The sequence below is a fragment of the Ensifer sp. 22460 genome (assembly GCF_052044935.1).
Classification (GTDB): Bacteria; Pseudomonadota; Alphaproteobacteria; order Rhizobiales; family Rhizobiaceae; genus Ensifer.
On sequence record NZ_JBQENZ010000001.1, the window covers coordinates 36,237 to 55,714 of the forward strand.

Sequence of the window (19,478 nt, forward strand, 5' to 3'; positions counted from 1 at the left end):
CCGCGCACACATTCCTCATACCGCCTCTTCTCCGGGAACCGGTCTATCAGGTTGCAGCCATCGGGAAAACCATTTGCACGGTCAGACCCTTGCCACCGTCGCCGGCCGCGGGCTCGGTATCGGCAAGACGCAGCGAGCCGTGATGCGTCTCCATGACCGCCTCCACCAGCGACAGGCCGAGGCCCGTGCCCGGTTTGGACCGGCTCTCATCCAGGCGAACGAAGCGCTTCACCACCTCGTCATGCATTGCTGCAGGTATGCCAGGGCCATGATCGGCGACAGACAGCAGCACATACCCATCGCGCTTTTCCAGAGAGACCTTGATCAGCGGATTGTCCGCACCGTCAGCATATTTGATGGCGTTGTCGATGAGGTTGCCGAGGGCCTGTCCGATCAGTTCGCGGTTGCCCGATATCCCGACGTTCTTGATAACCTCGGCTTCGAGTTTCAAGCCGACATCCTCTGCAACGGGCTCGTACAATTCGACGCAATCGGAAACGATCTCAGAAAGGTCGACCTCGCTCATCTCGGCCGCGGACGAGCCGGCCTCGACCCGCGAAATCATCAAGAGAGCATTAAAGGTCCGGATCAGTTGATCGGACTCGCCAATGATCTCCTCGAGCGCGCCGCGCTGGCTGGTTCCCTTGCGGGCAAGTGCGGCTTCCGCCTTGTTGCGCAGGCGCGTCAGCGGGGTCTTCAAGTCATGGGCGATGTTATCGGAGACTTGGCGCAGACCTTCGTTCAACTTCTCGATGCGGCCGAGCATGGCATTCAGCGATTCCGACAGCCGATCGAACTCGTCGCCGGAGCCGCTCATCGGCAGGCGCTGCGAGAGATCGCCGGCCATGATCTTGGTGCTCGCCTCCGACATGCGGTCGATACGCTTCAAGGCGTTGCGGCCGATGCCGAACCAGATGACGAGCGCGCCAAGCCCCATGACGCCGAGCGCCACCATCAGCGCCTGACGCACCAGCGCGCGAAACTTCTGCGGCTCCTGCAGATCGCGACCGACGAGAATGCGCAGACCATTGTCGAGCACCAGCACGTGGGCGAGCGCCACATGGCTGTCCTTCTTCGTCTCGTCCGTATAGCGCTGATAGGCGAAGGGACGTTCGGTCCAGCCTTCGCTATCAAGCAGTCCCGGTTCGAGGCTTGCGACGTTGCCGGCAAGAATTTCGCCGCTCGGCCCGGCGATGACATAGAGATTTGCGCCCGGCTGACGCGCGCGGCGTTCAAGCGAGCGCAGAAGACCGTTCATGCCGGCGCGGTTGTAGACCTGCTCGATCTGCGCCACTTCCGCAGTCACGGCATCGCGGGTCTGCTGCTGCAGCAACCGCTCCGACATGCCGGTGACATAGAAGACGAGGAAGGCCGCACAGAGCGAAAAGAGGATGAGGTAGAGGGCGGAAAGCCGAACCGCGGTCGTTCTGAAGAGAACGCGAAGCTTGCTCATGCGGGGGCCCGGTCATCCTTGATCATATAGCCGGCGCCGCGCACGGTGCGCAGCAGCGGTACATCGAAGTCCTTCTCGATCTTCGAGCGCAGCCGCGACACGTGCACGTCGATGACGTTGGTCTGCGGGTCGAAGTGATAGTCCCAGACGTTTTCCAGCAGCATGGTGCGGGTGACGACCTGGCCGGCGTTCTTCATGAGATATTCGAGCAAGCGAAACTCACGCGGCTGCAGCGGGATCTCCTTGCCCTGGCGGCGGACGGAATGCGACAGACGGTCGAGTTCGAGATCGCCGACGCGGTAGACCATGTCCTGCTCGGGCGTACCCTTGCGGCGGCCGAGCACCTCGACACGCGCCAGCAGCTCGTTGAAGGCATAGGGCTTTGGGAGATAGTCGTCGCCGCCGGCCCGCAGGCCCGTAACACGGTCGTCGACCTGCCCGAGGGCCGACAGGATCAGCACCGGCGTGTGGATATCCTTGCGCCTGAGCTCGGTGATCACAGACAGGCCATCACGGCGCGGCAGCATGCGATCGATCACCAGAACATCGTAGCTGTTCTCGCTGGCCATGAAGAGGCCGCTCTCGCCGTCGCTGGCGTGATCGGAAACGATGCCTGCCTCACGGAAGGCTTTCGCCAGATAGGCTGCCGCGTCGAGATCGTCTTCAATGATGAGAATCTTCATACGCGCGACCATAGTCCCGGACCCCTATCTGTCTCAACCCGTTTCGGCCTTCCGACAACCGGCCAGACAACCGGATTGGCGAATGCCCTCGATCGCGAAAGCATCGGTCGTATGGACCCAAAATCATCGTGATCGATTTTCGTAAGTGAGAGCGGGATGCGGGTGGAAAACCGCACACACCTTTCCTCATCCCGCTCCAAACGGCGAGCGCCGCGAAATCACTTGGAAATCGCGGCGCTCCGGTCAATCATTTGACTGCCGCGATCAGCCCTGATCGATCGGTAGGGCCACGAAGCGGCTGCCGTTCTCGGCCTCTATCTGGAAGAGCGCCTTGCTGCGGCCGTCCTTCTTGGCAGCGTTGATGACCTTGAGGATATCGTCGGCAGACTTCACCTCCTGATTGTTGACGGAGACGATCTTCTCGCCCGTCTTCAGGCCACGGTCGCTGGCATCGGAGTCCTCATCGACCGAAGCGATGGTGACGCCCTTGCCGTCGTCGGACGGCACGACGGTAACACCGAGGTCAGCCAGCGCCTGTTCGCTCGAAGGCTGCGTTTCTTCGGACTGGTCGTCCTGGCTCTTGGCTGCTTCCTTGTCATCCTTCGGCAGGGTGCCGATTTCCAGCTTCACGCTTTCGGACTTGCCGTTGCGCCACAGCGCGAGGTCGACGGTCGTGCCCGGACGGATTGCGGCCACCTTGCGGGCAAGATCACGCGGATCCTTGACCGTGTCGCCATTCAGAGCGGTGACAACATCGCCCTTCTTGATGCCAGCCTTTTCACCGGGAGAGCCGGCCTGCGGCTCGACGACGAGCGCGCCGCTTGCCTCAGCCAGGCCGAGCGATTCGGCGATGTCCTTGGTCACCGGCTGGATCTGCACGCCCAGCCAGCCGCGGGAAACCGAACCATCCTTGATCAGGTCGGAGACGACGTCCTTGGCAGTCGCTGCGGGAATGGCGAAGGCGATACCGACGTTGCCGCCCGACGGCGAAAAGATCGCGGTGTTGATACCGACCACTTCACCGGAGAGATTGAAGGTCGGGCCGCCCGAGTTGCCGCGGTTCACGGCCGCGTCGACCTGCAGGTAGTCATCATAGGGGCCGGAGCCGATGTCACGGCCACGGGCGGAGATAATGCCCGAGGTGACGGTGCCGCCGAGGCCGAACGGATTGCCAACGGCCACGACCCAATCGCCGACGCGGACCTTGCTGTCGTCAGCCCAGCTGACATAGGTGAACTTGCGCTTGTCGTCGACCTTGAGCACGGCGAGGTCGGTGCGGCTGTCCTTGCCGATCAGCTTGGCGTCGAGCTCGGTGCCATCATTGAGGATGACGGTGAAGGCTGCGCCGTCTGAGACGACGTGGTTGTTGGTGACGAGGTAGCCGTCTTCGGAGATGAAGAAGCCGGAGCCTTGCGAAGTCGGACGCAGGCGGCCTTCGCCATGCGGACCACGGCGACCCGGGCCGCCGCGCTCAGCACGGTCACCATCGCGCGGGCCGAATTCCTTGAAGAAGCGCTTCAGCGGGTGGTCATCAGGCAGATCGTCGAAACCGCGACCATTGAAATCGAAGGTGAAGTTGTTGCCCTCTTCGGAAACCGGATTGACGCGCGACTGAACGCGCACCGAAACGACGGCCGGCGAAACCGCCTCGACGACATTGGCAAAGCTCGGCACCGACGGTGCTTCCACCTTCACCGCTTCCGCAAAGGACTGGGAGACGCGCGCCGGCAGGCCGGAGGTCAGCATGACGGCGGCAAGGCCGGCAACCGTCGAGGCCTTCAGAACGGTCTTGAGGGAGGGACGCAGGGATTTGGTCGTAAACATCCGTTTTGCCTTTTCTCTTCCTTGATGCTGCCTGAGCGGCCGCACCGAAACCTGGTTGCGATGCCCGTCTCAGGGAAGACGAGCTCGGTTGGCTGACTGGAGGGGCAGCCGATGACGAAAGATGTAACGGATGGGACCTTACTGAGTTCTGTCCGGAAGATGAATTTTTGGTAATGTTCGGCGACAGCGAAGATGGACGCTGCTCAAGCCCGTTCCAAAGCGTGGGCCATCACAAATGGCTCCGCTCTCCAACCGGAGAGATCCCCAACGGTTTCAACATGTTGGCCTGGAGACGAGGAGCGCGAAGCGGCAAATTGCGCCACGTCGCTTTTGGCAGACGTCAGGGCTGAAGCAGTTTCTTCAGCTTTTCCTTTTCATCCTCGGAAAGCGGCGTTCCCTTTGCTTGGGCTCCGCGGCGGCGGGCCGCAATGACAAGGGTGATCGCCCCGACGAGCAGCAGGGTCGCCGGCATGCCCCACAGGATCAGCGTCTTTGTCTCGAAGCGCGGCTTCAGCAGCACGAATTCGCCGTAACGGGACACGACATAATCGATCACCGCTTCATCGCTGTCGCCATTGGCCAAGCGCTCGCGCACGAGCACCCGCAGGTCCTTGGCGAGCTCGGCATTGGAATCGTCGATCGATTGGTTCTGGCAGACCATGCAGCGCAGCTCGGCCGAGATTGCACGGGCACGCGCCTCCAGCGCGGGATCGGCGAGTACCTCGTCCGGATTGACCGCGAAGGCCGAGCCAACAGGCGAGAGGAGCAGCAGGAGCGCTAGCAGCAGACGGATCATTCGGCAGCTCCCACCGGTACTGTCTTCGGCCGCTTCGCCCGGGTCGGCGCGCCGACCCGCAGGCGACGGTCGCTCAAGGACACGAAACCGCCTGATATCATGAACAGCGTTCCGCCCCAGATGCAAAGGATCATCGGCTTCCACCAGATGCGCACGACGATACCGCCTTCGCTGATCTGGTCACCGAGCGAAACATAGAGCTGGCTGAGCCCGAAGGTCCGGATGCCGGCCTCCGTCGTCGGCATGCGGCGTGCCTGATAAAGACGCTTCGACGACCAGACTTCGGACACGGCAACGCCGCCGCGGCTGATGGTAAAGTGACCGGATTCTTCGGTGTAGTTCGGGCCGCTACCGTTACGCATGCCATCGAAGCGCAGGGTGTAGCCACCGGCATCGACCGTCATGCCGGGCTTCATCTCGACCACGGTCTCGGTTTCGAACGCCGTGACGGCGACGATGCCGATCAGGGTGACGCCGAGGCCAATGTGGGCAAGCGCCGTGCCGAAGGCGGAGCGCGGCAGGCCGGTGAAGCGCCGCCAGGCCACGTTGCCCGCGACCTTGCCAAGACCGGAGCGCAAGCCGAGATCCGTCAGGGAACCGGCGATCAGATAGACGCCAAGAGCGATGCCGAAGACCGCCAGGACCGGGCCGCCATTCATTGCGTAATAGTAGCCAGTACCGAAGACGAGACCTATCGCAACCGCAGCGAAGAGCCGCTGGGCGACGCCGACGAGGTCACCGCGCTTCCAGGCGAGCAATGGACCGAACGGCACGGCGAAGAGCAGCGGCAGCATCAAGAGACCGAAGGTCATGTTGAAGAACGGCGGACCGACGGAGATCTTGTCGCCGGTGAGCGCCTCCAGCACCAGCGGATAAAGCGTGCCGGTCAAAACCGTTGCGGTCGCCGTCGTCAGGATCAGGTTGTTGAAGACCAGCGCGCCCTCGCGCGAAATCGGCGCGAAGATGCCGCCGGCTTTCAGGTGCGAGGCGCGCAAGGCGAAGAGTGTGAAGGCGCCGCCGATGAAGAAGACGAGGATGGCGAGAATGAAGATGCCGCGGGTCGGATCCGTGGCGAAGGCATGAACCGAGGTCAGCACGCCTGAACGCACGAGGAAGGTGCCGAGCAGCGACAGCGAGAAGGTCATGATCGCGAGCAGCACGGTCCAGATCTTCAGCGCTTCGCGCTTCTCCATGACCAGGGCCGAATGCAGCAGCGCCGTGCCCGCGAGCCAGGGCATGAAGGACGCGTTTTCCACCGGGTCCCAGAACCACCAGCCGCCCCAGCCAAGCTCGTAGTAGGCCCAGTAGGAGCCCATGGAAATGCCGGCAGTAAGGAACGTCCAAGCGGCAAGCGTCCACGGGCGCACCCAGCGCGCCCAGGCGGCATCGATGCGGCCCTCGATCAATGCCGCGATCGCGAAGGAGAAGCAGACGGAGAAGCCGACATAACCGAGGTAGAGCAGCGGCGGATGAATGGCGAGGCCGACATCCTGGAGGATCGGGTTCAGGTCCTTGCCTTCACCAGGCGCCGGGATCAACCGCGCAAACGGATTGGACGTCAGCAAAATGAAGAGCGCAAAGGCCATCGCGATCCAGGCCTGGACCGCAAGCACATTCGCCTTCAGCGTTTCCGGCAGGTTGCGCCCGAAGGCTGCGACCAGTGCCGAGAAGAACGTCAGGATCAGCAGCCACAGCAGCATCGATCCCTCGTGGTTCCCCCACACACCCGAGATCTTGTAGATCAGCGGCTTCAGGGAATGGGAGTTTTCCCAGACGTTGCGAACCGAGAAGTCCGAGGTCACATAGGCGAAGGTGAGCACAACGAAAGCGAAAGCGACCAGCAGAAAACAGGCGACCGCTGCGCTTGACGCCAGTTCCATCAAGCCGCGATCGTTCAGCCGTGCTCCGAGGATCGGCAAAGCGGCCTGGATGACCGCGGTCGCCAATGCCAGGACCAGCGCGTAGTGTCCGAGCTCGATGATCATTTAATGGTTTCCTTCCCGCTGAGCTCAACGCCCTGGGCCTTCAAGCGGTCGGCGACGTCCTTCGGCATATAGGTCTCGTCATGCTTGGCGAGAACCGTATCCGCCACGAAGACGGAACTCCCTTGAACGAAGGCTCCCTCCGTCACCACGCCCTGCCCTTCGCGGAACAGGTCGGGCAGGATGCCCGTGTAGGTTACCGGCACGCCGGCAAGCGTATCGGTGACGGTAAAGGTGACCGTCTTGCTGTCGCCGCGTTTCACCGACCCCCCTTCAACCACACCGCCGAGGCGGATGCGCGTACCCGGAGAGACGTTCGCCTTGGCGAGATCGCTCGGCACGTAGAAATAGGCGATCGCCTGGCTGAAGGCGAACATGACAAGAAAGGCTGCGAGAACCAGGAAGCCGACGCCGCCGCCGATGATCGCCAGTCTTTTTTGTTTGCGCGTCATTGCGTCACTCCATCGGTCGCAATCCCGAGTTCACGAGCAAGCGTCAGGAGCTGTTTGCCCCCGTCGCCATCGGCCGGGAAGGTCTTCAGGCCCTCCTTTAGCGCTGCCGCGGCCTTGTCTCGTTGATCAAGGACAACATGGGAGCGGATCAGTCGCGCCCAGCCTTCGAGGTTATCTGGATTTTCCTTGAGGCGGCTTTCGAGGCTTTCGACCATGCCGCGGATCATTTCCTGACGATCGCCGGAGCTCATGCTCTCGGCGGCAGCGACATCCTCGGCGTTCGGATTGCCAGGTGCGGCAGCGCTGCTGGTGCCGGCGCCCGTCAGCTCTGCCACATGCTGCTTGACCAGCGGCAGCCATGGCGCGTCCGCAGGCGACGTCGCGACCAGCCTGTTGAAGGCAGTCAGCGCCTCCTCCTTCTTGCCTTCCTGCTTGAGACCGAGGGCAAGGTAGAATTCCGAGCGCGGATCATTGGGGTCGAGCGTCAGTGCCTGCCGGAGCGCCTCCTGCGCCTTCGTCGTCACGAGGCCGTCGGATTGCACAACGAGCGCCTCCGCGTATCCGCCGAGACGCGCCGGCGTCGGCCCCAGCAAGCGGATCGCCCGGTCATAGGCGTCAACCGCTTCCTCAATGCGGCCGTTGCGCATGTAGATCGGTGCGAGCAGATCCCAACCGGCGCCGTCGTTCGGGTTCACCGCAAGGTGGTTTTCTGCCTTGGCGATCAGGACATTGATGTCGCCGTTGGGATCGGCAAGACGAGCGGCAAGCGGCTGCGCCGGCACGCCCGGGCTGCCGGTCAGCAAATAAAGACAGAGCCCAACCGCGGGAAGACAGAGGAGCACGAATATCTGCGCCAGACGATTGGCCCCGCGCCGCGGCGAAACAGCCGTCGCCACAGCGCGATCGCTGTCGCCGGCTGCCAGCAGTCGGCGCGCCACTTCGGCGCGCGCAAGCTCGGCATCGTCGCTGCCGATCAGACCGCTGTCCTGATCGCGCTTCAGTTCGTCGAGCTGGTCGCGATAGACCTCGATGTCATGGCTGTGGGGAGACGATGGGGCTTCCCCTGCCCGCATCAGCGGGAGGATCAGCACGGCGGCGACGGCCGCCGTCAAAGTGGCGACGAGGATCCAGAACAACATGGACGCTCAATACTATGAGGCCCATGCCATTCCAACTCGAAAACCCGTCATGACGGAGATTTGAGGCGTTTCGCCGCAACGGCCGGCCAAGCCCGTCCCTGACAACGCTCGGACGCCTCAGAGAAGCTGCGCTCAGGTCAGCGGCGTCCAGCTGCCGTCGGGATTGCGGCACGCGGCACCCCGGGCCGTCTTCGCCTGGGTCTTGACCGTGACGGTATGGCTGTACTGGCGGCAATTCTGCGATCCGACCTGATAGGGAGCGGCCGCAACGACGGAGCCGCTGACGCCGCGTCCGTTCCAGGTCACAGGCTGGCCACCCGGTGCCGCCTCGAGTGCGCGATACTCCGCCTCAAGCGCCCGCTGGCGGTCGGACGTACCGATATCGAGATCGGCAAGGCGACCGATCACGCCGCCCTGAAGCGCAGCGATGTAGGTTGTCGAGGAGACAGCGCGGGTCGCGGTCGAACCGAGGCCGGCGACACCACCCTTGCCGCCCGAGGTGGTGCCGCAACCGGCAAGAGCCACGGCCGACGCGATCACCACGATCCTACCGCCAACGACAAAAGTCCGTGTCATTTCTGCCTGGTTCCTCATGATCCGCGACACTCAATCATCCCTATCCGAAGCCGCATTCAAGAACCCCATGCATTCGGGTCAAATGACGACTTGTCCTTGATTTTCTTTTGGCATTCCCCGCCTGCCGAGGCAACTGCGTGCCCTGCCGATGTGACATTTTCGAGCACGGGTGTGACACCTAGATCACGAAACCGCGTACGCCCTTCCTCATCTTGCACTAGGCCGCGGCCGGCAACAGGAGCTGCGCGCGCAAGCCTCCTTCGTCCCGTCGCGACAGCTCAATGGTGCCTTGATATTCCCGCACGATCTCGCTGACGATCGAAAGCCCGAGCCCGGTTCCAGGCTTGCTTTCGTCAAGCCGCTTGCCGCGCTTCATCGCCAGCGCAATCTGGTCGGGATTGAGCCCCGGGCCGTCATCATCGATGTCGAGCACGATCCACTGCCTCCCGGGCTCCTTCGCATGCAGCTCGATCGGCGCCGGCCGCACGTTCAGCCACACCTCGCCACGGGCGTGGCGGGCGGCATTTTCAAGCAGGTTGCCAACGGTTTCCTCGACGTCCTGCAACTCCATCGCGAGCACCAATCCCGGCGGGTTGATTGACAGATGGACCTGCTTTTCCGGGTTGAGCTTGCGCATCACCCGAACCAGGCGTTCGAGCGCCGGCTGCGCCTCGGTCCTCGCCAGGACGGATTCCCGCTGCGCCGCGATCCGCGCGCGGCTGAGATAGGACTGAACCTGCATCTGCATCGCATCGACTTGGCTGCGCACCAGTTCGCCGTGCGATGCATCCAGCACGCGGGCCTCGTTGAGGAGCACGGCGATCGGGGTCTTCAAGGAATGCGCGAGGTTGCCGACCTGCATGCGCGCACGCTCGACGATGCGGCGGTTGCTGTCGATCAAGGCGTTGACTTCGTTGGCAAGCGGCTGGATTTCACGCGGGAAGGCCCCGTCGAGCCTTTCGCTTTCGCCGGTGCGGATCTTCTCCAGGGAGCGGCGGACCTGATCGAGCGGACGCAGGCCGAAGAGGATGGTCAGCGCGTTCACCCCGAGACCGCCGAGACCGAAGATGGAGAGCGCGATGGTCAGGTTGCGGGTGAAGCGATTGATGTCGGCTTCGAGCACGTCGCGGTTGCCAGCCACGCGAAAACGCGCGGTGTGGCCTTGAATGTCGAGCACGACCTCGGTCTCGGACACCTCGACCTCGTTACCGAACGGATCCTTGGTGGTGTAGAACCGGACGTAGCCGGTGTCGAACGGAACCTCATCGACGCTAGCGATCGGCAGCTTGCCGTTGCCGAGCGACGTCGAGATCAAGGGCGGTGTGTCGAATTCGCCGATCGGATCGACGATCCAGTACCAGCCGGTCTGCGGCTGCGAAAAGCGGAGATCGCCGAGCTGCGGGCTTCCAGAGAGGACCGTCTTCTCGTTGACCGAAATCGAATTGACGACATTGAAAAGCTGCGCGCGCAAGAGGTCCTTGAAGCCGCGCTCGGAGCCCTGCCGATAGAGTTCGGAAATGACCACGCCGATCACGACCAGGGCGACGACCGCCCAGACGGTGGAAACCGCCAATACGCGGGCTGTGAGCGATCTAATTGCCATTGCCCGGCGCTTGCATTCGGTATCCGAGACCGCGCACCGTTTCGATCAGGTCGTTACCGATCTTCTTGCGCAGCCGGCCGATGAACACTTCGATCGTATTGGAATCGCGGTCAAAATCCTGGTCGTACATATGCTCGACCAGTTCCGTGCGCGAAACGACCTGGCCCATGTGGTGCATGAGATAGGAAAGCAGCCGGAACTCGTGCGACGTCAGCTTGAGGGCCACGCCATCGACGGTTGCCTTGGAACCCTTGGTATCGAGGCGCACCGGGCCGCAGACGATCTCCGAGCTTGCATGGCCGGCAGCACGACGGATCAGGGCGCGGATGCGAGCGAGAACCTCTTCGACATGAAAGGGCTTGGCAACATAGTCGTCGGCGCCGGCATCGATGCCCGCGACCTTGTCGCTCCAGCGATCGCGCGCCGTCAGGATCAGCACCGGCATGGTCTTGCCATCGCCGCGCCACTTCTCCAGAACCGTGATGCCATCCATCTCCGGCAGGCCGATATCGAGGATCACGGCATCGTAGGGCTCGGCGTCGCCGAGATAGTGCCCCTCCTCGCCGTCATAGGCCTGATCGACGACATAGCCGGCCTCCTTCAGCACTTCGGCGAGCTGCCGGTTCAGGTTGGCGTCGTCCTCGACAATCAGAATGCGCATTCGCCTCTACTTCCTCTCGCGGCCATCCCCGCTGCTTGTTTCGCTAAATCCTAGCCGATTTAAGGACAGAAACATGCAGGCATTCAAAGCACTGCAGCGACCTTTTCGCATCGGACAAGACGCACGGTACTGCAGGGATCGCTTACATCGGCACCTTGACGGTCACCTTTTTCGGTCGCCCACCGTTACCGGGAACGAGCACCGTGATCACGCACTGGCCATCGGACGTCGGTTGTGCCGACAACAACTCGCCGCCGGTGTCGGCGACCACCTGTGCAGCGGCCGCGCTGCAATCGCCGGCCACACGGACGACATTATCCGACGGCACGTTGATCGCAGGCGGGCTGAAGCCCGCGAGGCCTGCAGCAAGCGCGGCTATGATCACTGGTGAAGACATGAACGCACTTTCGACTTGGGAAGCATCATGGCAGAAGCAATAACCGAATGAGGCTGAATGGCAAATGAATGTCGGCCTTCCGAGCCACCAGGAACCCATTGGAAAACCCACAGACTCAACTGGAATTCCGACCCTAGATTGCAGCGATTCCATCCCTGACGGAACCCGGGCCAGGGCCCTCCTTCGGCTAGCGATAGCCACTTCATGCGACAGTTTCATCTGCGCGGCTGCGGGGAGAACAGAGCTTGAAGCTCACCGGCCTTGGTCGTGGCAGCCTTTTGTTAAGTATGTTTCGCTAGACTTCAGACGTCGTCATAGGCTCGCGCGTCGCGATGGCCAGGGCATCCGCCATAGCCCGAACACTGAGACAGCACATCAAGCAGGAAGCGATTCCCGATTCCTTTGAATCCCTTGGCGGCGATCGTTCGAAAACTGAGTCAACACCCTGCGAGGTTGAGTCAAGTTGATCGCAGCCCGATTCCGGCAGCCAGACTAAGCCACTGACACCCTTCGATTTCATAGCGATGGTTTTCGCCCCCTAGCGCGCAAGCGTGCCGACGTTCGGCACATCCTATTCGTGCCTGAATACGTGAAGCTTGGCGTTCGCGTACAAAGAATAGACGTTCGCAAAATTACTTCAAAAGAACAGCCAATTTAGTCGCATCTGAACTACCACATCTGTGAATTGACGGACGGCTGTGGATCAACGAAAAATTAATCGATTTAAATATTTTTCAATCGTTTAAATGATTTAAGCCACTGATTTACAAAGTCTTTACGATATGAAATTGTCCGCCGCATCAAACGTCATGAAACCGTCATAGGCCCGGGAGGATCGGATGCAGACGCTCGCCAACAACCAGCCCGCATCTCAGCAGTCCAAAGTACCGCAATCGCTGCTCGACCGTTTCGAAAACGAATGGCGCGCCATGCGCGCTGCCGGCGAAAGCACCCCGAAGCCGATCCAACCGGCTGAGTAACGCCTGTCAACGGCGCATCGATTGTCGCGCGCCATGACCCTCCCAACATAGAGAAGACGCAACACGGAGTTGAACCTTCGGGTCGGGATGAAACACGTCCTGCAATGCCGCGTGTTCCGTCGCCGCTCGAACGGATAGGCGCCGTGGCAAATGCTGCGGCCCTTCGATTTTTGTGGCGATTTTCAGCCTTTTGGCCATTCGGAAAAACCATGTTACTCTTCCCGAATGCTAACCGAAGAGATCGAAAAACTCGCGCTAAGCTTGCCGGGAACGGAAGAAAACGCGCATTTCGGCACACGGGACTTCCGGGTGGGAAAGCGCATTTTTATGAGCTTGCCGGAAGCGGGTCGCGCGGTCTTCAAATTCACGCCTGACCAGCAGCGCATGCTTCTGGAAATGGAGCCCGGGGTCTGCGCCGCCGTGCCCGGCGGCTGGGGCGACCGCGGCTGGACCTCATTCTACTTCGTCGAAGCGGACGAGGGTCTCGTCCGCCAGTCGATGGAAACCGCCTGGCGTAACGTCGCGCCGAAAAACCTCGTCAAGAAGAACGGTGGCAGTCACTAAAGCCTGTCGCGCAGAAGTGCGCAGCGGTTTTGCGATAACGACAAGCGAGATATAAAAAACTTAAAGCGCAAGGAGCGAATCTGAAAGATCGCGACGCGCATTACGCTGGATCGAAAAGCGGATAGCCGCCTCGCCGGAATGCAAAGCGCTCCGCTCTCAGGGCGATTGCGAAGCGCCGGCCGGTCCCCTCTCAATCCACGCTTTCCTGTCCCACTTCCAGCGGCCAGGTGACGAGATAATCTTCATAGTCTTCGATATCGATGCCATCCTCGGCGACGGTGCGGCCACGCACCGAAATGCCTGCAGCATGAACCGTGTCCGGGTCGCCTGAAACCAGCGGGTGCCACCAATAGAGATCGCGCCCCTCGGCAACGAGGCGGTAACCGCACGTCGGCGGCAGCCAGGTAATCTCGCGCACGGCCTTGGGTGTCAGTTGGATGCAATCGGGCACCGTCGCCTGCCGGTTTTCATAGTCCTTGCAACGACAGCTCTCGCCATCGAGCAAGGTGCAACGGATCGAGGTCCAGGCGATCTCGCCGGTATCCCAATCCTCCAGCTTGTTCAGACAACAGAGCCCGCAGCCGTCGCAAAGGCTTTCCCACTCCGTATTGGTCATGTCCTCAAGGCTTTTCGCCTTCCAGAAAGGCATTTCGCCCATCGTCATCACACTTTCGTCAAATAGCCCGCGATACAGAAATTTCGCAGAAAATTGCCGGTTTTTTAAGGCCGGCGGCGCGATATGCAAGTAGATTGGAATTTGACGTCGTGCAAATATTGCCCGGCGCCGGCATGATGCCACAAAGCCTTCAGGACGTTGAGACGTGCGGGAACCGAGGAAAGACGATAACCGGCCGAAAAAACGGCACATCTTTCTCAGGGTCGACTCCTGGATCGATTCCACGGTCTGGAATGCCGGCTTCAAGCTGTCGCAATGGTGGGAAGATACCACCATCTTCTTCCGCCGTTTCCGCGTCACAGGCTGGAAAAAGGTCGTCTTCGAGGTGCTCGGCGAAGGCATGAACTGGGGCACCGTCGGCTCCGTGCTGATGCTGGCGCTCGCGCTTCCCGCCTTCGAGGAAACCAAGGGAAACTGGCGCGCCCAGAGCGATTTCGCCGTCACCTTCCTCGACCGCTACGGCAATGAAATCGGCCACCGCGGCATCATTCACGAAGATTCCGTGCCGATCGACGAACTGCCCGATCATCTGATCAAGGCGGTGCTGGCGACCGAAGATCGCCGCTTCTTCGACCATTGGGGCATCGACTTCCTCGGCCTTGCCCGGGCGATGACCGAGAATGCCCGCGCCGGCGGTGTCGTCCAGGGCGGCTCGACACTGACCCAGCAGCTCGCCAAGAACCTGTTCCTCACCAACGAACGCACGATCGAGCGCAAGATCAAGGAAGCCTTCCTTGCCGTCTGGCTCGAATGCAACCTTTCGAAGAAGGAAATCCTAAGGCTCTATCTCGACCGCGCCTATATGGGCGGCGGCACCTTCGGCGCGGCAGCGGCAGCGCAGTTCTATTTCGGCAAGTCGATCACCGATGTCAGCCTGGCGGAATCGGCGATGCTGGCCGGCCTCTTCAAGGCACCGGCCCGTTACGCGCCGCACGTCAACCTGCCGGCCGCGCGCGGACGCGCCAACGAGGTTCTGAGCAACCTCGTCCAGGGCGGGCTGATGACGGAAGGCCAGGTGATTGCGGCGCGGCTCACTCCCGCAACCGTGATCGATCGCGCCCAGGTGAAGGCACCCGACTTCTTCCTCGATTGGGCCTTTGACGAAGTCCAGCGCATCGCCCGTCCCTTCGCGCAGCACTCGCTGATCGTGCGCACCACGATCGACATGGGCCTGCAGAACGCTGCCGAGGACTCGGTCGAATCGAGCCTGCGCCAATATGGAGAGAGCTTCCATGTGAAGCAGGGCGCGCTCGTGATGATCGAAAATGGCGGCGCGTTGCGGGCCATGGTCGGCGGCCGCGACTATGGCGAGAGCCAGTTCAACCGGGCGACCCGCGCGTTGCGCCAGCCAGGCTCTTCCTTCAAGGTCTACACCTACGCAGCGGCGATGGAAAAAGGCATGACGCCGGAAACGGTCGTCGTCGACGCACCGATCACTTGGCGCGGCTGGTCACCACAGAACTACGGCCGCAGCTATGCCGGGCGTATCACCATCCTGACGGCGATCGCCAAGTCGATCAACACCATCCCCGTGCGCCTCGCCAAGGACAAGCTCGGCACCGATCTGATCGCTCAGACCGCCAAGGCAATGGGCATCGAAACACCGCTGCGCACCGACAAGACGATGCCGCTCGGTACCTCCGAAGTGACAGTGCTCGATCAGGCGACCGCCTATGCCGTGTTTCCGGCCGGCGGCATGCAGTCGCGCCGCCACGGGATCAGCCAGATTCTCAACTATGACGGCGACATTCTTTACGACTTCGGGCGTGACGAACCGCCGGCGCGGCGCGTGCTTTCGGAAACCGCAAATACATCGATGAATTCGATGCTGACGCAGATTCCGATCATCGGCACGGCGCGCAAGGCTGCGCTCGACAACGGCATTGTCGTCGGCGGCAAGACAGGCACGACGCAGGCCTATCGCGACGCCTGGTTCGCCGGCTTCACCGGCGACTATACGACCGCCGTCTGGTTCGGCAACGACGACTACACGTCCACCAACAACATGACCGGCGGCTCCCTGCCGGCGATGACCTTCAAGCGGCTAATGGACTATGCCGAGCAAGGCATCGAGCACCGCGCTATCCCCGGCGTCACCGCCCCGACGGCGCCGGCGAAGCAGCCAGAGGTCGCGACGGCCAAGCCGGACGAGAACGCCCTGCCGCCACTCGTCCGCCCGCGCTCGTTGTCGGCCGAGGTCACCCGCCTGCTGCGCACGATCGGCGAGACCTTCGAAAAGGCCCCAGCACTGAAAGCGCCAGAAAAGGCCGGCGGCAGGCTCGCCGCCCTCGGCGCTGCCGAAGAAAAACGCTCCGGACAGACGGACCCCAATGCCGCCAGCAACTAAAGTCTCCCGGCCAGGCCCGCGGCATCCATCTCATCGTGAGGCCGCGCGCGCCCCGTCAGTCGCCGTTGCGCCGGGCGCCAATTTCGGCGACATATGGAGGCAACCCCATGTTGCCCCGCCGCCGAACGATTTCCGATAGAGCCGCCCTTGTTTCGAATCCCCTTCCTCGTCGCCCTCGCTCTTGCCATCGCCTTCGGCGGCGGCATTGCCTCGGCCGTATGGGCGCTGAAGGCGACCGTCGGTTTCGGCTCGATCGCGATCGGCCCGTGGGTTGCTTTTCCGGAAGCGCAGACGATCAATGCCGATCCCTATGCCAAGGCGCACCGGGCGCGCGCGGGCGAACTTCTGTACGGTGGCGCCGAAGGATTGATGTTCAGCGCCCAGACCGACGACAAGGGCCAGAAGCTCCAGGCGACCTGCTCCTATGACGTCACGGGGCTGACGCCGCAGGCTCGCTTCTGGACGCTTTATGCCGCGAATGCCGACGGCCTGCCGTTGCGTCCCGGCTCCGACCTGCCCTCGGCCCTCAATTCCTGGACGGTGCTGCGTAGCGAAAACAGCAATTTCACTATCCATGTGTCGCCGAACGCCCAGCCGGACAATTGGCTGGCCGTGCGCCATGCGGGGACCTTCCGGCTGGTCCTGACGCTGCTCGACACGCCGACTGCAGGTTCCTCGGGCCTGATCGACCTCGCCATGCCTGTTATCACCAAGACCGGGTGCGGCGATGCGTAAGGTTCTCTTCGCCACGGTCCTCGGCCTCGTAGGCGCCGCCCTGCTGCACATCATCATCATCCTGTCGCTGCCGCAATTTACCGGCCGCGACGCCTATACCCGCGTGCTGGGGCTGCTCGAGATGGACAGTTTCTTCGCGCTGACGAGCACGCCGGGGTCGACCGGCCTTGCCAATGACGATCCCTATCTCAGGGCGGCCGTTTGCAGCTTCTCGATCTCGGACGGGCCGGCGCGCTTCCTCGCCAGCGGCAGCGTGCCGTTCTGGTCGCTCGCGGTCTTCGACAGCAATTCGAACGAAGTCTTCAGCATGAACGACCACACGGCGGTCAACGGCAAGCTCGATCTTGTCGTCGCGACGCCGATTCAGCTGGTAGAACTGCGCAAGTCTCCGCCGGAGGCACTGGCACAATCGATCATGGTGGAGATGAAGGAACAGGACGGCTACGCCGTTTTGAGAGCGATGGCGCCAGTCGACAGTTTCGAGGAGCAGGTCCGCAATTTCCTTGCGGAATCAAGCTGCGAGCCATTTCGGCGCTAGAGTATCCCGCTTTCAAGTGGAATCACTTGAAGCGGAAAGATGCTCTAGAAACAAAGTGCTAGAGCGACCTTAGTGCGTTCATTTGAACGCACGGCGCTTTAGATGCTTCGGACGTGAAGGCATCTGACCGCGCTGTCGCGGTTGCGCGCGGCAGACAGCCAACGCAAAGACTACGTTCAGTGCAGGAATTATGGTGAAGGACCCTGAGGTTTCGGGCCAAGGACGCGCGCCCGGTCGTAACCGGCCGCCGATGCGGGAAATCGAACGTTACTGCTTCTTGATCCGGCGTCCATCGGGTGCCGTCGGCTGCGGGTCGCGGTCGAGGCGTTCGTAGCGGATACCGGTAAACAGAAGCACTTTGGCCCCGCCCGATATGGCCGGCGGTCTACGCGGCGGTACGCGAACCTTTCGGTCCTGAATTCTGATCACGTCTGCCATGCTCGTCTCCACAAAGTCTTGAGACGGATGAACTACCGTACAGATTTCACCCTGCCCTCTCGGGCCAGCGCATTTTTCCAGGCCTTGCCTGGACAGGCGCGCTTTTCTCGTTTGCTCCTTCTTCCGGTCGCCCGGATGTTGCTCTTCTGGTTCACACGACGCAGCCCGATGATAACGGGTCCGCCCCGATTGAGCCATAGGCTGGTTAACAGATTGCTAATACACCGCTGCAACACCAACCTAGATTCATTATCTCGCCAGACGAGCCCCCGAGATGTATCCGAGGTAACAACCCGGAGCGGCGGTTCGCAAACCGCGGCTTTTCGCTAGCGTCGCGAGATCAGGCCAAACAGAAACGACACCCCGGCAACCGCCACCAGCGTCGACAGCGGCTCCTCGCGCACGCGCTCGCGAACGCGTTCCACCATCAACTCCGCCTCGCCCTGCACGACTGCCCTCGTGCCGCTGCCAATCGCAGAGACTGCTTCGGTCAGCCGGGCGATTTCCGCCCGCAGTTCGGCAATCTGCACATCAACCTCAGCACGCGCTTGCGCCTGCGAAACGTTTTCGCTGACTGTCTGCACGGCCTCCAGTTTCTTTTCCACCATTACAATGCTCCCTTGTCTGCGCCGTCTCAACGCTCCGGATGGCGTTTGGTTCCGCCAGAAGCTGCAGAAAACCGGAGCGCCGAAAAGCAAACGGGCGGCCAGAGCCGCCCGTTTTCCAGTCCAACGCAAGAACGCCGTTTCAGGCGCTCCACGTCAGTTTTCGCAGTTCGGATCGTCGAACTGGCACCGAACAAACGGTGCCGGGCGGGCGCCTTCGTAGATGCCGTCATCGTTCTGGCGAACGCGCACGCCGTCGCTGCGACGTTCCCATTCGCGGCGCTCTTCACGCACGGTCTGCTCGCGGTTCCATTCGCTCTCGCGGCGCCGCCACTCGTCTTCACGTTCACCGGTTTCCCAGTCCCGGCGCTCGCGGCGGCGGTCACTTTCCCAGTCGCGGCGGTCGCGCTCGCGCTGGCGCTCCCAGTCGCGACGATTCCGGCGGTCGTCGACCCAATCCGGTCCGTGGCGCCAACGATCGCGCTCGCGATAGAAGTCACGACCGCGGTAGTTGCGGTCCCAATAGTTGTCGAACTGGAAGACGACCGTTGGAATTCCGAGCGGGCGATAATAGCGGGGCTCGACGTAAACGCGATTGCGGCGATAGTCGGCCTGGACATAACGCCCGGCGACCCAGCCGCGCCCACCGTAGAACGAGACATCGCACCACGGCAGATCTGCAAGGCATCCGTGGATTTCCACCGATTCGCCGACCGGGATCATCGATACCGCCGGATAGCGGGTGCTCGGACCGGAGCGCATGTTCACATTGGCAGTGGCAAAGCCTTCGGCAGCCTCGGCGACAACCGGGGCCGCGAGGAGCGCACAGACCGCCGCTGCGCGCAGGATAAATTTCTTCACAGTTCCATATCTCCCATGGAGAGGCCCCTCTTCATTTGGCCTCCAAACGTCGGCGGGCGTCCGGAGCCCTTGACCGTCGCCGCGATAACTCCTGACCGCATGTGGATTTTTTATGGCTGATGCCGCGGATGTCCCCGAGAAATGCGGGGCCAGCGGGGCGAATGGGCG

At 62.0% G+C, this 19,478-nt stretch carries 20 protein-coding genes; 5 read left to right on the forward strand and 15 right to left on the reverse strand.

Annotated features, from left to right (window positions below; all coding sequences use genetic code 11):
* Positions 1 to 46: 46 nt before the first annotated feature.
* The 11 genes from ACTJKM_RS00155 to feuN form a co-directional block, all read right to left on the reverse strand.
* The gene (locus ACTJKM_RS00155) at positions 47 to 1,453 is read right to left on the reverse strand and encodes a sensor histidine kinase (protein WP_057250375.1); all 1,407 of its coding nucleotides are present in this window, start codon (positions 1,451 to 1,453) and stop codon (positions 47 to 49) included.
* Positions 1,450 to 2,148, reverse strand: coding sequence for a response regulator transcription factor (locus tag ACTJKM_RS00160; RefSeq protein WP_058325578.1), 699 nt, complete (start codon positions 2,146 to 2,148; stop codon positions 1,450 to 1,452). Before ACTJKM_RS00160 ends, ACTJKM_RS00155 begins: the two co-directional genes overlap by 4 nt.
* Positions 2,149 to 2,400: 252 nt before the next feature.
* The gene (locus tag ACTJKM_RS00165) at positions 2,401 to 3,960 is read right to left on the reverse strand and encodes a Do family serine endopeptidase (protein WP_058325577.1); all 1,560 of its coding nucleotides are present in this window, start codon (positions 3,958 to 3,960) and stop codon (positions 2,401 to 2,403) included.
* A gap of 340 nt (positions 3,961 to 4,300) precedes the next feature.
* Positions 4,301 to 4,756 carry a cytochrome c-type biogenesis protein gene (locus ACTJKM_RS00170; protein ID WP_058320294.1) on the reverse strand — a complete coding sequence of 152 codons (456 nt, stop codon included), beginning with the start codon at positions 4,754 to 4,756 and terminating at the stop codon, positions 4,301 to 4,303.
* A complete protein-coding gene (locus tag ACTJKM_RS00175; protein WP_058325576.1) occupies positions 4,753 to 6,741 on the reverse strand; it encodes a heme lyase CcmF/NrfE family subunit in 1,989 nt (662 codons plus the stop codon). The genes ACTJKM_RS00170 and ACTJKM_RS00175 overlap by 4 nt, the downstream gene beginning before the upstream one ends.
* On the reverse strand, positions 6,738 to 7,190 hold the full coding sequence (gene ccmE, locus ACTJKM_RS00180) for a cytochrome c maturation protein CcmE (protein ID WP_057250386.1): 453 nt from the start codon (positions 7,188 to 7,190) through the stop codon (positions 6,738 to 6,740). The genes ACTJKM_RS00175 and ccmE overlap by 4 nt, the downstream gene beginning before the upstream one ends.
* Positions 7,187 to 8,329: a c-type cytochrome biogenesis protein CcmI gene (gene ccmI / locus ACTJKM_RS00185; RefSeq protein WP_058325575.1), complete on the reverse strand. Its 1,143-nt coding sequence runs from the start codon at positions 8,327 to 8,329 to the stop codon at positions 7,187 to 7,189. The genes ccmE and ccmI overlap by 4 nt, the downstream gene beginning before the upstream one ends.
* A 132-nt stretch (positions 8,330 to 8,461) precedes the next feature.
* A complete protein-coding gene (locus ACTJKM_RS00190; RefSeq protein ID WP_058325574.1) occupies positions 8,462 to 8,905 on the reverse strand; it encodes a hypothetical protein in 444 nt (147 codons plus the stop codon).
* 217 nt (positions 8,906 to 9,122) lie between these two features.
* Positions 9,123 to 10,508: an ATP-binding protein gene (locus tag ACTJKM_RS00195; RefSeq protein ID WP_058325573.1), complete on the reverse strand. Its 1,386-nt coding sequence runs from the start codon at positions 10,506 to 10,508 to the stop codon at positions 9,123 to 9,125.
* Positions 10,498 to 11,169, reverse strand: coding sequence for a two-component system response regulator FeuP (feuP, locus tag ACTJKM_RS00200; protein WP_034789361.1), 672 nt, complete (start codon positions 11,167 to 11,169; stop codon positions 10,498 to 10,500). The genes ACTJKM_RS00195 and feuP overlap by 11 nt, the downstream gene beginning before the upstream one ends.
* Before the next feature lie 142 nt (positions 11,170 to 11,311).
* On the reverse strand, positions 11,312 to 11,566 hold the full coding sequence (gene feuN, locus ACTJKM_RS00205) for a two-component system FeuPQ modulator FeuN (protein WP_057250394.1): 255 nt from the start codon (positions 11,564 to 11,566) through the stop codon (positions 11,312 to 11,314).
* 839 nt (positions 11,567 to 12,405) lie between these two features.
* On the opposite strand from feuN, the gene ACTJKM_RS00210 reads away from it, so the two are divergent.
* Positions 12,406 to 12,546, forward strand: a complete 141-nt coding sequence (locus ACTJKM_RS00210; protein ID WP_173515957.1) for a hypothetical protein — start codon at positions 12,406 to 12,408, stop codon at positions 12,544 to 12,546.
* 225 nt (positions 12,547 to 12,771) lie between these two features.
* Entirely contained in the window at positions 12,772 to 13,110 is a 339-nt protein-coding gene (locus ACTJKM_RS00215) for an MmcQ/YjbR family DNA-binding protein (RefSeq protein WP_057250396.1), read from the forward strand.
* Positions 13,111 to 13,300: 190 nt separating this feature from the next.
* Here the strand turns inward: ACTJKM_RS00215 and ACTJKM_RS00220 are convergent, their stop codons facing one another.
* Positions 13,301 to 13,768, reverse strand: a complete 468-nt coding sequence (locus tag ACTJKM_RS00220; protein ID WP_057251076.1) for a YcgN family cysteine cluster protein — start codon at positions 13,766 to 13,768, stop codon at positions 13,301 to 13,303.
* 163 nt (positions 13,769 to 13,931) lie between these two features.
* Here ACTJKM_RS00220 and ACTJKM_RS00225 point away from each other — a divergent pair, with 163 nt between their 5' ends.
* The 3 genes from ACTJKM_RS00225 (at position 13,932) to ACTJKM_RS00235 (ending at position 17,406) form a co-directional block, all read left to right on the forward strand.
* Complete coding sequence (locus ACTJKM_RS00225) at positions 13,932 to 16,133, forward strand: transglycosylase domain-containing protein (RefSeq protein WP_057250398.1); 2,202 nt, start codon at positions 13,932 to 13,934, stop codon at positions 16,131 to 16,133.
* Between the two features lie 147 nt (positions 16,134 to 16,280).
* Positions 16,281 to 16,868, forward strand: a complete 588-nt coding sequence (locus tag ACTJKM_RS00230; RefSeq protein WP_058325572.1) for a DUF1214 domain-containing protein — start codon at positions 16,281 to 16,283, stop codon at positions 16,866 to 16,868.
* Positions 16,861 to 17,406 (forward strand): DUF1254 domain-containing protein, encoded by a 546-nt coding sequence (locus tag ACTJKM_RS00235; RefSeq protein WP_057250402.1) that lies wholly within the window; start codon positions 16,861 to 16,863, stop codon positions 17,404 to 17,406. The genes ACTJKM_RS00230 and ACTJKM_RS00235 overlap by 8 nt, the downstream gene beginning before the upstream one ends.
* A gap of 267 nt (positions 17,407 to 17,673) precedes the next feature.
* Here the strand turns inward: ACTJKM_RS00235 and ACTJKM_RS00240 are convergent, their stop codons facing one another.
* The 3 genes from ACTJKM_RS00240 to ACTJKM_RS00250 all read right to left on the reverse strand — a co-directional run bounded on the left by ACTJKM_RS00240 (position 17,674) and on the right by ACTJKM_RS00250 (position 19,310).
* On the reverse strand, positions 17,674 to 17,844 hold the full coding sequence (locus ACTJKM_RS00240; protein ID WP_176707512.1) for a hypothetical protein: 171 nt from the start codon (positions 17,842 to 17,844) through the stop codon (positions 17,674 to 17,676).
* A 326-nt stretch (positions 17,845 to 18,170) separates the two neighbouring features.
* Positions 18,171 to 18,452 (reverse strand): hypothetical protein, encoded by a 282-nt coding sequence (locus ACTJKM_RS00245; RefSeq protein ID WP_057250404.1) that lies wholly within the window; start codon positions 18,450 to 18,452, stop codon positions 18,171 to 18,173.
* A 153-nt stretch (positions 18,453 to 18,605) separates the two neighbouring features.
* On the reverse strand, positions 18,606 to 19,310 hold the full coding sequence (locus ACTJKM_RS00250; RefSeq protein ID WP_082615819.1) for an SH3 domain-containing protein: 705 nt from the start codon (positions 19,308 to 19,310) through the stop codon (positions 18,606 to 18,608).
* Between the last annotated feature and the right edge of the window lie 168 nt (positions 19,311 to 19,478).

Bases quoted from the DNA above. Each gene is read 5' to 3' on its own strand.
- feuP (WP_034789361.1), bottom strand. From the start codon at position 11,169: ATGCGCATTCTGATTGTCGAGGACGACGCCAACCTGAACCGGCAGCTC.
- ccmE (WP_057250386.1), bottom strand. From the start codon at position 7,190: ATGACGCGCAAACAAAAAAGACTGGCGATCATCGGCGGCGGCGTCGGC.
- ACTJKM_RS00195 (WP_058325573.1), bottom strand. From the start codon at position 10,508: ATGGCAATTAGATCGCTCACAGCCCGCGTATTGGCGGTTTCCACCGTC.
- feuN (WP_057250394.1), bottom strand. From the start codon at position 11,566: ATGTCTTCACCAGTGATCATAGCCGCGCTTGCTGCAGGCCTCGCGGGC.
- ACTJKM_RS00210 (WP_173515957.1), top strand. From the start codon at position 12,406: ATGCAGACGCTCGCCAACAACCAGCCCGCATCTCAGCAGTCCAAAGTA.
- ccmI (WP_058325575.1), bottom strand. From the start codon at position 8,329: ATGTTGTTCTGGATCCTCGTCGCCACTTTGACGGCGGCCGTCGCCGCC.
- ACTJKM_RS00235 (WP_057250402.1), top strand. From the start codon at position 16,861: ATGCGTAAGGTTCTCTTCGCCACGGTCCTCGGCCTCGTAGGCGCCGCC.
- ACTJKM_RS00220 (WP_057251076.1), bottom strand. From the start codon at position 13,768: ATGGGCGAAATGCCTTTCTGGAAGGCGAAAAGCCTTGAGGACATGACC.
- ACTJKM_RS00155 (WP_057250375.1), bottom strand. From the start codon at position 1,453: ATGAGCAAGCTTCGCGTTCTCTTCAGAACGACCGCGGTTCGGCTTTCC.
- ACTJKM_RS00175 (WP_058325576.1), bottom strand. From the start codon at position 6,741: ATGATCATCGAGCTCGGACACTACGCGCTGGTCCTGGCATTGGCGACC.
- ACTJKM_RS00165 (WP_058325577.1), bottom strand. From the start codon at position 3,960: ATGTTTACGACCAAATCCCTGCGTCCCTCCCTCAAGACCGTTCTGAAG.
- ACTJKM_RS00160 (WP_058325578.1), bottom strand. From the start codon at position 2,148: ATGGTCGCGCGTATGAAGATTCTCATCATTGAAGACGATCTCGACGCG.
- ACTJKM_RS00170 (WP_058320294.1), bottom strand. From the start codon at position 4,756: ATGATCCGTCTGCTGCTAGCGCTCCTGCTGCTCCTCTCGCCTGTTGGC.
- ACTJKM_RS00190 (WP_058325574.1), bottom strand. From the start codon at position 8,905: ATGACACGGACTTTTGTCGTTGGCGGTAGGATCGTGGTGATCGCGTCG.
- ACTJKM_RS00245 (WP_057250404.1), bottom strand. From the start codon at position 18,452: ATGGTGGAAAAGAAACTGGAGGCCGTGCAGACAGTCAGCGAAAACGTT.
- ACTJKM_RS00240 (WP_176707512.1), bottom strand. From the start codon at position 17,844: ATGGCAGACGTGATCAGAATTCAGGACCGAAAGGTTCGCGTACCGCCG.
- ACTJKM_RS00215 (WP_057250396.1), top strand. From the start codon at position 12,772: ATGCTAACCGAAGAGATCGAAAAACTCGCGCTAAGCTTGCCGGGAACG.